Here is a 14544-nt window from a genome sequence, read left to right as displayed (position 1 = left end):
GTTCACCAGGCCGGGATATAGACGCCCTTATACCGCGCGAGGATGAACTGGCGGATCTCGTCGCTCTGGTAAGCGCCGACCAGCGCCCTGACCCAGGGTTTGCCGGCGTCGTCGGCGCGCGCCGCGATGATATTGACCCACGGGCCGTTGACGTCCTCGCGGGCAAGGCTGCCCTTCACCGGATCAAGCCCGGCTTCCACGGCGTAATTGCTGTTGATCGCCGCCGCGTCCACATCCGGCAGGCTGCGGGCGATCTGCGCCGCGTCCAGCTCGATGATTTTCAGCTTTTTCGGATTGTCGCTGATGTCGCGCACGGTGGCGGCGACGGTTTCGCCGTCTTTCAGGCGGAACAGGCCGTGATCCGCCAGCAGGCGCAACGCCCGGCCGCCGTTGGTGGGGTCGTTGGGAATGGCGATGCTCCCGCCAGCCGGAATGGCGTCGAGGGATTTGTGGCGGGTGGAATACAGCGCCATGGGCGAGGTGATGGTTTCGCCCGCCTTCACCAGCTTCCAGCCCGTCCTGGCGATCTGCGCCTGCAGATAAGGCTGATGCTGGAAGGCGTTGGCCTCGATCTCGCCATTGGCCAGCGCCTGGTTGGGAATGACATAATCGCTGAACTGGATCAGCTCGACCTTCAGCCCACGCCCGGCGGCGACTTTCCTGACCTGTTCGAGAATCTCCACGTCCGGCCCCGGAACCACGCCGACGCGCACCACCGCCGGCGCATCCGCGGCCGCGCCGCCAGCCAGCGTCAACGGCAGGGCGCCGGCGGCGAACAGCGCCAGCAGGGCGCGGCGGGTCTTTCCAGCGGCGCGAGCCGCTCCGGTTGGCTGGTGCATGCCATGTTCTCCGTGTCGAAGCCGCCCCTGCCCCACGGAATGGAAGTTGGCCGATGTTAGCTCCCGCCCGGGAACCCGGCGACTGAAATCCGGCGAGGATTTTTGCGCCCCGCCGGCAGGCAATCGCCTCCAGCGTGAACAACGCCCGCAGGCGACCCACTTGCTTTTCAGGCAGGTCCCTGGGCCTGGCGCACGCGTTTGTTGAGGCGGCGCGCCAGCCGGTCGCCAATGCTCTGCACCCCCTGCACCAGCACGATCAGCACGACCACCACCGCGGCCATCACATCCGGCATGAACCGCTGGTAGCCGTAGCGGATGCCGAGATCGCCGAGACCGCCGCCGCCGACGGCCCCGACCATGGCCGAGTAGCCGATCAGCGACACCACGGCGAGGGTCAGCGACAGCACGATGGCGGGAAGCGCCTCGGGCAACAGCACCTTGCGGACGATCTGCAAGGGCGTCGCCCCCATGGCGCGCGCCGCCTCCACCAGCCCCTGGTCAACCTCACGGATCGCCGTCTCGATCAGGCGGGCGATGAAAGGCGCGGCGGCGATGGTCAGCGGCACGATCGCCGCTTTCGTACCGATGGACGTGCCGGCGACGAGCCGGGTGAACGGAATGATCGCCACCACCAGGATAATGAACGGCGTCGAGCGCGTGGCGTTGACGATCAGCCCCAGCACCCGGTTCAGCAATGGCGCCGCCAGCAGCTCGCCCTTGCCGCTGGTGGCGAGAAACACCCCCAGGGGAATGCCGATGAGCGTGGCGACGATCATCGCCACCGCCACCATCCACATGGTGTCCAGGGTGGCTTCCCAGATAAGCCAGGCAATATCAGCCGACATGACCAAGCACCTCCGCGTCGAGTCCGTGGCCGGCGAACCAGGCCAGCGCCAGCGTCAGCGTCGCCGGATCGGCCGGCAGGCCAAGCACCAGGGCGCCGAACGGGCGACCGGCCACCTCATCCACCGCGCCTGACAGAATGTTCACGTCGACGCCATGGGTCTTCACCAGGCCGGACACCAGCGCATCGGTGGCGATCGGCCCCCGGAACACCACGCGCACCACGGCCTGGTCGCCGGGGCGCGCCTCCGCCCGCAGGCGGCCAGCGAGCCAGCCGGGCAGTTTCTGGCCGCTGACGGCGCCCAGGAACGACCGGGTTGTCGCGTGCTGCGGACGGGTGAATACGTCGTAGACGTCGCCCTGCTCGACGATGCGGCCGGCGTCGAGCACGGCCACCTGGCGGGCAATGCGCGCCACCACCGACATTTCATGGGTGATGAGCAGGATGGTCAGCCCCAGCTCGGCGTTGATCGATCCCAGCAGATCGAGGATGGAGCGGGTGGTTTCCGGGTCAAGCGCCGAGGTCGCCTCGTCGGACAGCAGCGCCTTGGGCCGGGTGGCGAGCGCCCGGGCGATGCCGACGCGCTGTTTCTGGCCGCCGGACAGTTCGGCCGGATAACGGTCGCGCTTGTCGGCGAGGCCCACCAGCTCCAGCAGCGGCTCCACCTGGCGGCGAATGTCGGCGGCGGAAATACCGGCGATCTCCAGCGGCAACGCCACATTGTCATAGGCGGTGCGCGACGACAGCAGGTTGAAGTGCTGGAACACCATGCCGATGGCGCGGCGCACGCCGCGCAGGTCGCGCTCGCTCATGCCGGTGATGTCAGCGCCGTCGACAATCACCTTGCCGGCGCTGGCCTTCTCCAGCCCGTTGACCAGGCGGATCAGCGTTGACTTGCCGGCGCCGCTGCGGCCGATGACGCCGAGCACCGAGCCGCGCCCGACCGAAAGGTCAATATGATCCAGCGCCACGAAGGCGTCGCCGCCGGCGCGCGGCGGATAAACCTTGCGCACCCCCTCGAAGCGCACCAGCGCCTCCGCGGGGGGCGACAACGGCCCGTCGCCCCGCTGCAGCGGGGTAGTTGGCGAGAGCATGTTCATCGGTCCTCGCTGCAGCCGCGCCGGAAGGCCCGGAGGCTGGCGTCTCCCGGAGCGTCGGGCGCTTCTGGAGAGATGGGAAAAATCAGGGGCGCCTGGCGCATCAACGCGCCTGGATGGACCGCCGCGCCAACCTGCAAGGCGCGGCGACCCGGCGGCGGACGCGGGTTGCTCCCGAATGGGAACTGACGCGCATGGGCCGGTTCATCCGAACCGCGCCCGACGCCACAACCACAAATACACTGTATATTTTGTTATTTGTCAATAAACACATACAAAAATGTTATTTCCAAAAGAGACGGAGCCGGAGCAGTTTTCCCCTGCGCTTCCCGCGCGCCCACCCCCAAATGGCGTCACCCGGCGCTTCCGGTTAACAATGACTGGCCTGTCAGGCTGATTTTTCGCGTAACACCTTGCCAGACGCATGGAGAAGCGGACGGCGGCCGGAAGCCTGTTGCAATGGGAAACATTCCAGCCACAGAAACGCCATGGCGAAACTTCAGAGCATGGTCCCCCGGGATTCTATGGTGTAGCTACGACAAACTGCGGAATTTCAACGCCATGGGTGAAACTCCCGATTCGGTTCGCGGCCTCTCTGGCGTGGCCCGGTGAAAATGGACATCACGCTGTTATACAGGCCCCAGCTTCGCTCCACGCCTGTACTGCCTGTATATGTAGGATATTCATGGCGTTAACCGCCTCCTTCCCGTCAGTCTGCCGCCGGCGCCACGTCACGGGCGCGCGCGCGGCCGGGCCCGTCTGTGCGACGGTGCTTGTCTGCGCCGTGGCGCTGACCGGGTGCGCTGTTGGTCCCGACTACAGCGGCGCGGGCATGGCGTTGCCCGCATCCTGGAGCGGGGGCGGCAAATCCGCCGCCGCCACGACGGGAGCGCCGCAACTGGCCGAGTGGTGGGCGCGCCTGGGCGACCCCCTGCTCAATCGCCTCATCGACGGCGCCGTCGCCGGCAACCTGGACGTCGCCGCCGCCAAGGCCCGCGTGCGCGAAGCCCGCGCCAGCTACGACCAGGCCGTCGGCGCGCTGTTTCCGGAAGTCAACGGCTCCGGCTCCGCCACCCGCAGCCAGGCCGGCGCATACCGTCCGGCCAACACGGTGCAGGGCGCGGCCAGGGCCAGTTGGGAGATCGACCTGTTCGGCGCCAACCGCCGCGCCGTGGAGGCGGCCCGGTATGGCCTCGACGCCGCGACCGACGACCTGCGCAACAGCCTGCTGGTCCTGGTGGGCGACATCGCCTCGAATTATGTGCAGGCGCGCGGCTATCAGGCCCGCATCGCCCTGGCGCAGCGCACCGCCAGATCGCAGCGCGAAACCGAGGCCCTGACGCGCACGCGGCTGGCAGCCGGCGGCGCCACCGCCCTCGACGTCGCCAACGCCGCCGGTCAGGCGGCCAGTACGGAAGCGGCGATCCCGGCCCTTGAGACGGGCCTCACCCAGACCATCAACCGCCTTTCGGTCCTGTCAGGGCAACCGCCATCGGCGCTCGCCGGCGACTTCCGCAAGATCGCGCCGATCCCCACGCCAACCTGGCGGGTGCGGCTTGGCGTTCCGGCCAACGTGCTGGTCGACCGGCCGGACGTGCGCCTCGCCGAGAGGCGCTTCGCCCAGGCGACCGCCCGCATTGGCCAGGCGACGGCGGCGCAGTACCCGTCGGTCAGCCTCACCGGCGACATCTCCACGTCGGCGGCGCGGCTCGGCGATCTGGGGCGCAATTCGTCCATCAGCTGGAGCTTTGGCCCCACCCTGTCCGTGCCGCTGTTCAACGCCGGCAAGCTGCGCGCCGCCGTTCAGGTCACCGAGGCGCAGCGCGACCAGTATTTCATCGCCTGGCAGGCCTCCGTGCTCAGTGCGCTGGAAGAGGTGGAGAACGCCCTCGTCAGCCTGAACCAGGAGGGGGTTCGCATTGCCAGGCTGGCCAGTTCCGTCCGCAATTACGCGGAGGCGCTGCGCCTGTCCCGCGACCTTTATCAATCCGGCAATGTGAGCTTCCTCGACGTGCTGACCGCAGAACGCTCCGCCTACAGCGCGGAAAGCGCCCTCGTCGACAGTCGCGTAACCCGCGCGCTGGCCTGGGTCAGCCTCAACAAGGCGCTTGGCGGCGGCTGGAATGGTCTGGTCGACGCCTCCCGTCCGGTCATCGTTGACCGCAACACCGGCCCCCATTTCGTCAACATCAACGGGAGCCGCCCGTGAGTCAGCCCGACATGTCACAGCCAGCGGCGCGCAAGACGCAGCCGCCGCGCGCCCGTAGTCGCCTGAAAGAGGCGCTGCTCCTGCTGGCCCTGTTGGGGCTCGCCGTGCTGGCCTGGCGCTATTTTTTCCCGGCAAGCCCCGACGCTCCCAAATACCTCACCTCGCCGGTGACGCGCGGCGACGTGGAGGAAACCGTGCTCGCCACCGGCACGCTGAAGCCGGCGCGACTGGTCGCCGTCGGCGCCCAGGTCAGCGGCCGTGTGCTTTCGGTGAAGTTCAAGGTAGGCGACCGGGTGAAGAAGGGCGAGCTGGTCGCCCAGATCGACTCGATCACCCAGGAGAACAAGCTGCGCACCGCCGAGGCCGACCTCGCCCGCCTGCGCGCCCAGCGCGACGAGAAGGTCGCCACCCTGAAGCTGTATGAGCAGAATCTGGCCCGCCAGCAGACCATGGTCGCCCGTAACGCCGTGTCGCGCGTTGATTATGACACTGCCGTGGCCAATGTGGACATGACGAAGGCGCAGATCGCCGCCCTGGAAGCGCAGATCCTCTCCGGCAAGGTGGCCGTGGACGACGCCCGCGCCAACCTTGGCTACACCCGCATCAGCGCGCCGATCGACGGCACGGTGCTGGCGGTGGTCACCCAGGAAGGCCAGACGGTCAGCTCGATCCAGACTGCGCCCACCATCGTGATCCTCGGCCAGCTCGACACCATGACGGTGAACGCCGAAATTTCAGAGGCGGATGTGGTCAAGGTGCGGCCGGGCCAGAAGGTGCAGTTCTCGATCATCGGCGCGCCGGACCGGCGCTATGACGCCACGCTGGAATCGATCGATCCGGCCCCGGATTCCATCCGCACCGACGCGAGCATCAGCACCTCCAGCGCCGCCTCGTCGTCCACCACGTCCAACACCGCGATCTACTACAACGGCGTCTTCAACGTGCCCAACCCCGATGGCAGCCTGCGCACCTACATGACCGCCAACGCCCACATCGTGCTCGGCAGGGCCAAAGGCGTGCTGACCATCCCGGCCCCGGCCATTCTTGGCTCGGCGGAACGCGGCTTCACCGTGCGGGTGCTGGGCAAGGACGGCGCCGTCGAGCGCCGGCGCGTGAAGATCGGCCTCAATGACAAGGTCATCGCCGAGGTCCGCGACGGCCTGAAGGAGGGCGAGCAGGTCATCACCGGCGACGCCGTCGGCGCCCCCGCCGCGCGCCCGGGCGGCGCTGGCGGTCCCGGCTCCCGTCGCCGTCCGCCCATGGGGCTGTGAGATGGCGCGCGCTACGGCCCCCAGCGCGGGACCGCTGATCCAGCTCAGCCAACTGCGCCGGGAATATCCCTCCGGCGACGGCGTTCTCGCCGTGCTCAAGGACATCGACCTCACCATCGCCGCCGGCGAAATGGTGGCGATCGTCGGCGCCTCCGGCTCCGGCAAATCGACGCTGATGAACATCCTGGGCTGTCTCGACACGCCCACCTCCGGCAGCTACCGCATCTCCGGGCGCGAAACCGCCGACCTGTCGCCGGACGAGCTGGCCCAGCTGCGCCGCGAGCACTTCGGCTTCATTTTCCAGCGTTACAACCTGCTGCCCGAGCTGACCGCCGAGGGCAACGTCGAGGTCCCGGCCATCTACGCCGGCCGCACGCCGGCGGCGCGGCGCGCCCGGGCCGCGGCGTTGTTGCAGCGGCTCGGCATGGAAGAGCGCCTGGAGCACCGCCCGGGCCAGCTGTCCGGCGGCCAGCAGCAGCGCGTCTCCATCGCCCGCGCCCTGATGAACGGCGGCGAGGTCATCCTGGCCGACGAGCCGACCGGCGCCCTCGACAGCCACAGTGGCCAGGAAGTGCTGCGCATTCTCGATGAGCTACACGCCGAGGGCAAAACCGTCATCATCGTCACCCACGACATGGGGGTGGCGCGCCGGGCCGAACGCATCATCGAGATCAGCGACGGCGTCATTCTTTCCGACACGCGCAACGACGCGCGCCGCGAGGAGCCCGCCGCGCCCGCGCCGACGGGCGCCCGGCTTGAGGCGCGCAGCGCTCCGCCCGGCCGCGCCATGTCGCCCCTGCGCGCCGCCGTCAGCCGGCTGGGCGAGGCTTTCCGCATGGCGGTGCTGGCCATGGCCGCCCACCGCCTGCGCGCCTTTCTCACCATGCTCGGCATCATCATTGGCATCGCCTCGGTGGTCTGCGTGGTGGCGCTGGGCGAAGGCTCGCGCCAGAAGGTGCTGGCCAACATTTCCGGCCTCGGCACCAATACGCTGGAGATATTCGCCGGCCGCAGCTTCGGCGACACCCGCTCCGGCAAGGTGACGACGCTGGTGGTCGACGACGCCGACCAGCTCGCCCGCCAGCATTATGTGGCGGCGGTGACGCCCACCGTATCCTCCTCGCAGAACACCCGCTTCGGCGCGTCCGAGGCCAGCGCCCTCATCAACGGCGTCAACGAGCAATACTTCGTCGCCAAAGGCGCGAAACTGGTGGAAGGCGCCCTGTTCGACGCCGACGCCGTGCGCACCTACGCCCAGGATGCGGTGATCGACGAGAACACCCGAACGGCCCTGTTCAACGATTTCGGCCGCAGCCCGGTCGGCCAGGTGATCATCGCCGGCAAGACGCCGCTGCGGGTGGTGGGCGTCATCGCCCGCCAGCAGGGCGGCTTCGGCTCATCGCAGAACCCGTCGATCTTCGTGCCCTACACCACCGTTCAGGCGCGCATTGTCGGCGGCCATTCACTGCGCAGCATCACCGTGCGGGTGCGCGACGACGTCGATATGGAACTGGCCGAAAAGGCGGTGACCGAATTCCTGGAACGCCGTCACGGCCAGCAGGATTTCTTCATCATCAACACCGACGACATTCGCCAGACCATCACGGCGACAACCCAGACCCTCACGCTGCTGATCGCCGCCATCGCGGTGATCTCGCTGATTGTCGGCGGCATCGGCGTGATGAACATCATGCTGGTGTCGGTGTCGGAGCGCGTCTCGGAGATCGGCGTGCGCATGGCGGTGGGCGCCCGCCAGAGCGACATCCTGCAACAGTTCCTCATCGAAGCGGTGCTGGTGTGCCTGATCGGCGGCGTGCTCGGCATCACCCTGGCGCTCGGCTTCGGCATGTTGTTCGCGCGGCTGAGTTCGAATTTCCAGCTGATCTATTCCACCAGTTCGATCGTCGCCGCCGTCGCCGTGTCGTCGATCATCGGCATCGTCTTCGGCTGGCTGCCGGCCCGCAACGCCTCCCGGCTAAATCCGGTGACGGCGCTGGCCCAGGCCTGATGTATCATGGTCAGGGACAGCAATTTGCGGAGGCCATCATGACGGACGAGCCAGCCCGGCCCGGGGCTTCCGGCGCATCGCCTGACGCGACGACCACAGCGCGCGACGCCGCGTCGCTGCGCGTTCCGGCTGGCCCGTTTTCACAGGAGGATCGCGACGCCCTGTGGCGCGCCATCATGGGCCGGCGCGACGTGCGCAATGAGTTCACCGCGCGGCCAGTGCCGGACGATGTGCTGGCGCGCATCCTGACGGCGGCCCATTGCGCCCCATCGGTCGGCCTGTCGCAGCCGTGGAATTTCGTTGTGGTGCGCGATGAGGCCAAACGGCGCGACGTGCACGCGCTGTTCAGCCGCGCCAACGCCGAAGCCGCCAACATGTTCGACGGCCCCCGCCAGGCGCTGTATCGCAGCCTGAAGCTGGAAGGCATTCTCACCGCGCCGCTGGGCGTTTGCGTCACCTGCGACCGCACGCGCGGCGGCAGCGTGGTGCTGGGCCGCACCCACCAGCCGGATGTCGATCTCTACAGCGTCGCCTGCGCCATCCAGAACCTGTGGCTGGCGGCGCGGGCGGAAGGTCTCGGCGTCGGCTGGGTCAGCATTTTCGATACGGAAGAGCTGAAGCCGTTGCTCGGCGTCCCGGAGCATATCGTCGTCATGGCCTGGCTGTGCGTCGGCTATGTGGACGAACTGTTCACGTCGCCGGAACTGGAAGCCCGGCGCTGGGCGCGCCGCCTGCCGCTGGAGGACCTGGTGTTCGACGGCGCCTGGGGCGAACCGGCCGGCGACCTCGCCCCGGCCCTGCGCGCCGCCGCGCAGGATCAGGGTCTGGCGAAAGGCTGACGCCGCTCCCAGCGCGCCAACGACCATGTAACGCGACATAACGCCATATCGCGGCCAGTGGCCCCACCAGAACGGCCGCTTTCTTGTGTCCCCCGCGCTCTCCGCCGCTCCACTCTCCGCCGTCATGCCCGCACCTGATGCGGGCTTCCGCGTCCTTGCCGCAGCTCCAGCCCCCCCTTGCACGGGCGTGGTTCTGGTGGATGGCTGGAACCAGTGTGGCCATGGCGGCGGAAGGCATGAACGGCGGGGCCACAGCAACGGCGCGCGGGCCCGGTGATCGGCCTTCAACCAACGGGGCCCCGCCCGGGCGCCTCAGAACGCCGGCAAAATCGCCCCGTTGAATGTCTGCGTGATGTACTGGCGCACCGGCTCCGAGCGATAGGCGGCGATGTATTGCCGGATCACCGGATCGTCCTTGCGATCGGCGCGCGCGGCGAACACCAGCACCCAGTCGTTATCCGCCCCTTCGGCCTTCAGCGCGTCCTTGAGCTTCAGCCCGGCGAGATGGGCGTAATTGCTGGAGACCCAGGCCACGTCCACGTCATCCAGCGAACGGGCCAGCTGCGCCGCGTCGATCTCGCGGAAGCGCAGGTGCTTCGGATTGTCAACGATATCCCGGGTGGTGGCGTTGATTCCGGCGCCGTCGCGCAAGCGGATCAGCCCCGCCTGCTGGACAAGAAACAGCGCGCGGGCGCCATTGGAGGGATCATTGGGAAGGGCGACGCTGGCGCCGTCCGGGATGTCCTTCAGCGATTTGTGCTTCGACGAATACAGGCCGGCCGGCACGGCGATGGCGGCGTCCAGCGGCGTAATGTCATAGCCACGCGCCTTCACCTGGGCGGCGAGATAGGGCCGGTGCTGGAAGGCGTTGAGGTCAATGTCGCCGGATTGCACGGCGGCGTTCGGCAGGTTCCAGTCCGAGAACTCGACAACCTCGACCTTGACGCCGTCCTTCGCGGCCAGCTTCGCCGCCTCGCGCAGGATGTCGCCATAGGGCCCGGCGGAAACGCCAACCTTCAGGGTTTTTTCCGCGGCGAGCGCGGCGCCGGGAAAATGCGGCTGCGGAAAGCCCGCCAGCCGCAAGCGCCAGCCCCAGGGCGAGCGCCGCCCGCCGCGACGGCCGCCCCAACCACCGCCGCCCCGACCACCGCCGCCCACGTGCTTCAGATGTGTTGCCGCCAGTCATGGTTCCCTCATCACAACATGTCCCGGCGATGCCCGCCGCGCCGGGTATCCCGGGTTTCGCAAAATGTTTCGCAAGGTGTCTCTTCCGGGAGCTTAGGGAGCGCGGCGACAGGGCGGCAACAGCGCCGGAACAGTTTGAAACAAAGCGCTCCGATGGGCCGGCGCCGCAATCGTTTGCGACGGCGTTCGGCGCATTTCCTGGAAAAATATTCCCTCCCGGTCCCGGCTGGCAGGCGGCGGCGGGCGCGACGTGGGCGCTGGGACCCGACGCGGCGCCCTGAGGCGGCGTCGATTCACGCCAGCAGCGTCAGGGCGTTGACGCGCGCGATCGCCTGTGACAGTCTCCGGCCATGACCCACGCCACTGGCCTCACGCTTCGACTTTCCGGCCCGTCCTTCTGAGGAAGGCGGGGTTTTGTCGCGTGTCATTTAAAACGCCAGTGGATGGTGTGATGTTTTCTGAAAAATTGATCCGGTCGCGCGCCACTGTTGCTGGCGTCATGAACCGTGCGCCGGTCGCGGAAGGCGCGTGCGCGCGCCCGTTCCCTGGCCCCTGGCTGGACGTCGGCCCCTGGCTGAGCATGGGCCCTTGGCTGAACATGGCCCGACTTTTTGGCAGTCGCCGGGACTGACGGCTGCCCGGCGGCTGTATGGACGAACCGGACGCCCCGTCCCGGATTCGAGGCCAGCACGCTTCCCTCTTGTTTCCGCCGCGCGCCCGCGGCGAGGCGACGCCCCGAAACTGGCGCTCCGCCCGTCTGACACCGGATGACGACCCATGCTGAACAACCCGCAGAGCAAATATCAGCCCTATTCGCCGGGCTTTGAACTGAACGACCGCCAGTGGCCGTCGAAGCGCATCACCAGGGCGCCGCGCTGGCTGTCGAGCGACCTGCGCGACGGCAACCAGTCCCTGGCCAACCCCATGGATGTCGAGAAGAAGGTCCGGTTCTACAACACCCTGGTCGACATCGGCTTCAAGGAAATCGAAGTCGGCTTCGCCTCGGCCTCGCAGACCGATTTCGACTTCGTGCGCAGACTGATCGACAACGACATGATCCCGCCGGACGTCACCATTCAGGTGCTGACCCAGTCGCGCCCGGACCTGATCAGCCGCACCTTCGAGGCGCTGGAAGGCGCCCACAGCGCCATCGTCCATCTGTATAACGCCATCGCGCCGCTGTTCCGTCGCGTGGTGTTTGGCATGGAGAAACAGCAGATCATCGATCTGGCCATCGCCGGCGTCACCCAGATGAAGGAAGAGGCGGCGAAGCGGCCGGAAACCCGCTGGACCTTCGAATATTCGCCCGAAACCTTCAGCATGGCCGAACCGGAGTTCGCCCTGGAGATCTGCGAGCGCGTGCTGGACGTGCTGCAACCGACGCCGGACAACAAGGTCATCCTGAACCTGCCGGCGACGGTCGAAGTCGCCCTGCCCAATGTCTACGCCGACCAGATCGAGTGGTTCTGCCGCCACATTTCGCGCCGTGACAGCGTCGTCATCTCGGTGCATCCGCACAACGACCGCGGCACCGGGGTCGCGGCGGCGGAGATGGCCCTGCTGGCCGGCGCCGACCGCGTCGAGGGCTGCCTGTTCGGCAATGGCGAGCGCACCGGCAACGTCGACCTGGTGACCCTGGCCATGAACCTGTACACCCATGGCGTCGACCCGGAGCTGCGCTTCGAGGACATGCGCGCCGTGGTCAAAACCGCCGAGTATTGCAACGAACTGCCGGTGCACCCGCGTCACCCTTACGCCGGCGAGCTGGTGTTCACCGCCTTCTCCGGTTCGCATCAGGACGCCATCAAGAAGGGCTTCGACGCCCACGCGAAGCGCAATGACGGCGTCTGGGAAATGCCCTATCTGGCGCTGGACCCGGCCGACATCGGCGAGAGCTATGAGGCGGTGATCCGCGTCAACAGCCAGTCCGGCAAGGGCGGCGTCGCCTGGGTGCTGGAGCAGGACCACGGCCTGAAGCTGCCGCGCCGCCTGCAGGTGGACATGAGCCGCCGCGTCCAGGCCCGCGCCGACGAGACGGCCCGCGAGATGACCTCGGCCGACATCTGGGACATCTTCCAGGACGCCTACCATCTGAAGGGCCCGCAGCGCTACGAACTGGTGGAGTATGAAGGCGGCGGCGTGCGCCGGGGCGGCGGCGAGCGCGCCTTCACCGGCCGCATCCGCGTCGATGGCGAGGAAATCCCGATCGCCGGACGCGGCAACGGCCTGATCTCCAGCGCGGTGGACGCCATCAACGCCCGCTTCGGCGTCGGCATCGAGGTGGTCAATTACGACGAGCACGCCCTGCGGCGCGGCGCCGACTCCCAGGCGGCCGCCTATGTCGAATGCCGCACGGCGGACGACCGCAGCGTGTTCGGGGTCGGCGTTGACCCGGACGTGGCCACCGCCTCGCTGAAGGCGCTGGTCAGCGCGCTGAATGGCGCGCAATAACCGGGCCAGGACAACCAGCCACGACAACCGGCCATGACGCATTTTCATGAAAGGCGGCTTGCGCTTTTCATGGAGAAAACGCCGCGACCTGGAAACGCCTGGACCCGGAAACTCTTGGACCCGGAAAAGCTTCGGGCCTGGAAACGCTTCGGCCCGGAAGTCGGTTGAAAAGATCAGGCGCCGCCGGTGGAACGGGGTTCACCGGCGGCCCCTCCGGCTTCTGACCCTCCAGACCGGCGCGATGCAGATCGCGCCGGTTTTTGCTTTTCAGGGCAATGCGCATGGCGCGGCGGCCTCCGGCTTCATATGTTGGACGTCTGTGCGCCAGATTTGCGCCGGCAAATTTGAAAGCAGCCTCCGGAGTGCGCGGTGGGCGCCGGCGCCCCAGGATCACCGTCGACAGGGGCCATCAGGGCGATGGCCACCGCCGACAACGGGATGCACGCCATGACCGACGCCCGGAACATCGACAACGCCCGCAAGGACATTGCTCCCGCGACCGACGACGCCCGCTGGCGCGCCGTGCTGGCCCGCGACGCGGCGCAGGACGGCGCCTTCGTCTATGCGGTGCGGACCACGGGCGTTTACTGCCGCCCCTCCTGCCCCGCCCGCCATGCCCGGCGGGAGAACGTGCGCTTTTTCGCCGACGGACCGACGGCGGAGGCGGCCGGCTTCCGCCCCTGCCGTCGCTGTTGTCCGGACGGCCCCTCGCTGGCGGAGCGCCACGCGGCGGCGATCGCCCGCGCCTGCCGGTTGATCGCCGCCAGCGAGACGCCGCTGACCGTCGCGCGGCTGGCGGCGGCGGTCGGCATGAGTCCCTTCGCGTTCCACCGGCATTTCAAGGCCATCACCGGCGTGACGCCGGTTGCCTGGCGCGCCGGCCTGCAGGCGCAGAAGATGCGCGAAAGCCTCGGCGCCAGTGGCGGCGTCACGGCGGCCATTTACGAAGCGGGCTTCGGCTCCAGCAGCCGCTTTTACGAGAAATCAGCGGACATGCTGGGCATGACGCCGACCGCCTTCCGCAAGGGCGGCAAGGATGCCCGCATCCGCTTCTGCATCGCCCGCTGCACATTGGGCGCATTGCTGGTCGGCGCCAGCGACCGGGGCGTCTGCGCCATCAGCATGGGCGACGACCCGGAGGCGCTGATCCGCGCCTTCCAGGACCGCTTCCCCAACGCCCTGCTCGTCGGCGACGACCCGGATTTTGGCGGCCTCGTCGCCCGCGTCGTCGCCCTTGTCGAGAACCCGTCCACGCCGGTCGACCTGCCGCTGGACATGCGCGGCACGGCGTTCCAGCAGCGGGTCTGGCAGGCGTTGCGCGCCATTCCAGCCGGCGAAACCGCCACCTACGCCGAAATCGCCCGCCGCATCGGCCAGCCCAGCGCCGTGCGGGCCGTGGCCCAGGCCTGCGGCGCCAACCCGGTGGCGGTGGCGACGCCCTGCCATCGCATTATCCGCACCGACGGCGATGTTTCCGGCTATCGCTGGGGCGTGGCGCGCAAGCAGGCCCTGCTGGCGCGGGAGCGGGCGGCGGCGGAGAAACAGGCGGTGGAAGAAGAGGCGGCTGGGCGGGAAACCGCCGGCGGCGGGGTTGCGGCCCCTGCGTCACGCAGGCAATCCCGGGCCGGACAGGGCGCCTCCAGCCCGTGAGGCGCGGCCAGAGCGATGAAATCAATGTTTATCCCCATAGGGATACGCGATAACCGCGCCCCCTTTCCATGACGGTTTTCCGCCATCAGGCGCAGGAGTCAGGCGGCCCTGCTGCCTGCCTCCTGCGCCTGCTTCTTGCTCTTGACTCCTG

Annotated in this window: 10 protein-coding genes; 6 read left to right on the top strand and 4 right to left on the bottom strand. The window is 68.2% G+C overall.

Features of this window, described 5'->3' with window-relative positions:
* Positions 1-2: 2 nt before the first annotated feature.
* The 3 genes from EV666_RS15550 to EV666_RS15540 form a co-directional block, all read right to left on the bottom strand.
* Complete coding sequence (locus EV666_RS15550) at positions 3-839, bottom strand: MetQ/NlpA family ABC transporter substrate-binding protein (protein WP_132010199.1); 837 nt, start codon at positions 837-839, stop codon at positions 3-5.
* A 167-nt stretch (positions 840-1006) separates the two neighbouring features.
* The gene (locus EV666_RS15545; RefSeq protein ID WP_132010197.1) at positions 1007-1684 is read right to left on the bottom strand and encodes a methionine ABC transporter permease; all 678 of its coding nucleotides are present in this window, start codon (positions 1682-1684) and stop codon (positions 1007-1009) included.
* Entirely contained in the window at positions 1674-2777 is a 1104-nt protein-coding gene (locus EV666_RS15540) for a methionine ABC transporter ATP-binding protein (protein ID WP_132010195.1), read from the bottom strand. Before EV666_RS15540 ends, EV666_RS15545 begins: the two co-directional genes overlap by 11 nt.
* Before the next feature lie 688 nt (positions 2778-3465).
* Here EV666_RS15540 and EV666_RS15535 point away from each other — a divergent pair.
* Genes EV666_RS15535 through bluB form a run of 4 tightly spaced genes read left to right on the top strand, consistent with a single transcriptional unit; the run spans position 3466 to position 9107 of the window.
* A complete protein-coding gene (locus tag EV666_RS15535) occupies positions 3466-4989 on the top strand; it encodes an efflux transporter outer membrane subunit (RefSeq protein WP_132010193.1) in 1524 nt (507 codons plus the stop codon).
* A gap of 11 nt (positions 4990-5000) precedes the next feature.
* Entirely contained in the window at positions 5001-6260 is a 1260-nt protein-coding gene (locus EV666_RS15530; protein WP_132010245.1) for an efflux RND transporter periplasmic adaptor subunit, read from the top strand.
* A gap of 1 nt (position 6261) precedes the next feature.
* Positions 6262-8268, top strand: a complete 2007-nt coding sequence (locus EV666_RS15525) for a MacB family efflux pump subunit (protein ID WP_132010191.1) — start codon at positions 6262-6264, stop codon at positions 8266-8268.
* Between the two features lie 38 nt (positions 8269-8306).
* Positions 8307-9107 (top strand): 5,6-dimethylbenzimidazole synthase, encoded by an 801-nt coding sequence (bluB, locus tag EV666_RS15520; protein ID WP_132010189.1) that lies wholly within the window; start codon positions 8307-8309, stop codon positions 9105-9107.
* 312 nt (positions 9108-9419) lie between these two features.
* Here bluB and EV666_RS15515 read toward each other — a convergent pair whose 3' ends face one another.
* A complete protein-coding gene (locus tag EV666_RS15515) occupies positions 9420-10265 on the bottom strand; it encodes a MetQ/NlpA family ABC transporter substrate-binding protein (RefSeq protein WP_245514472.1) in 846 nt (281 codons plus the stop codon).
* Between the two features lie 804 nt (positions 10266-11069).
* On the opposite strand from EV666_RS15515, the gene leuA reads away from it, so the two are divergent.
* Both leuA and ada read left to right on the top strand, forming a co-directional pair.
* A complete protein-coding gene (gene leuA, locus EV666_RS15510; RefSeq protein ID WP_132010187.1) occupies positions 11070-12743 on the top strand; it encodes a 2-isopropylmalate synthase in 1674 nt (557 codons plus the stop codon).
* 447 nt (positions 12744-13190) lie between these two features.
* A complete protein-coding gene (gene ada, locus EV666_RS15505) occupies positions 13191-14393 on the top strand; it encodes a bifunctional DNA-binding transcriptional regulator/O6-methylguanine-DNA methyltransferase Ada (protein ID WP_132010185.1) in 1203 nt (400 codons plus the stop codon).
* The last annotated feature ends 151 nt before the right edge of the window (positions 14394-14544 follow it).

The sequence above is a fragment of the Camelimonas lactis genome (assembly GCF_004342915.1).
Classification (GTDB): domain Bacteria; phylum Pseudomonadota; class Alphaproteobacteria; order Rhizobiales; family Beijerinckiaceae; genus Camelimonas; species Camelimonas lactis.
This window is presented reverse-complemented; position numbering and strand designations above follow the sequence as displayed.

What these genes read in the sequence shown, in the direction of transcription:
- EV666_RS15550 (WP_132010199.1), bottom strand. Translation starts at nt 839, where the DNA reads ATGCACCAGCCAACCGGAGCGGCTCGCGCCGCTGGAAAGACCCGCCGC.
- EV666_RS15545 (WP_132010197.1), bottom strand. Translation starts at nt 1,684, where the DNA reads ATGTCGGCTGATATTGCCTGGCTTATCTGGGAAGCCACCCTGGACACC.
- EV666_RS15540 (WP_132010195.1), bottom strand. Translation starts at nt 2,777, where the DNA reads ATGCTCTCGCCAACTACCCCGCTGCAGCGGGGCGACGGGCCGTTGTCG.
- EV666_RS15535 (WP_132010193.1), top strand. Translation starts at nt 3,466, where the DNA reads ATGGCGTTAACCGCCTCCTTCCCGTCAGTCTGCCGCCGGCGCCACGTC.
- EV666_RS15530 (WP_132010245.1), top strand. Translation starts at nt 5,001, where the DNA reads ATGTCACAGCCAGCGGCGCGCAAGACGCAGCCGCCGCGCGCCCGTAGT.
- EV666_RS15525 (WP_132010191.1), top strand. Translation starts at nt 6,262, where the DNA reads ATGGCGCGCGCTACGGCCCCCAGCGCGGGACCGCTGATCCAGCTCAGC.
- bluB (WP_132010189.1), top strand. Translation starts at nt 8,307, where the DNA reads ATGACGGACGAGCCAGCCCGGCCCGGGGCTTCCGGCGCATCGCCTGAC.
- leuA (WP_132010187.1), top strand. Translation starts at nt 11,070, where the DNA reads ATGCTGAACAACCCGCAGAGCAAATATCAGCCCTATTCGCCGGGCTTT.
- ada (WP_132010185.1), top strand. Translation starts at nt 13,191, where the DNA reads ATGACCGACGCCCGGAACATCGACAACGCCCGCAAGGACATTGCTCCC.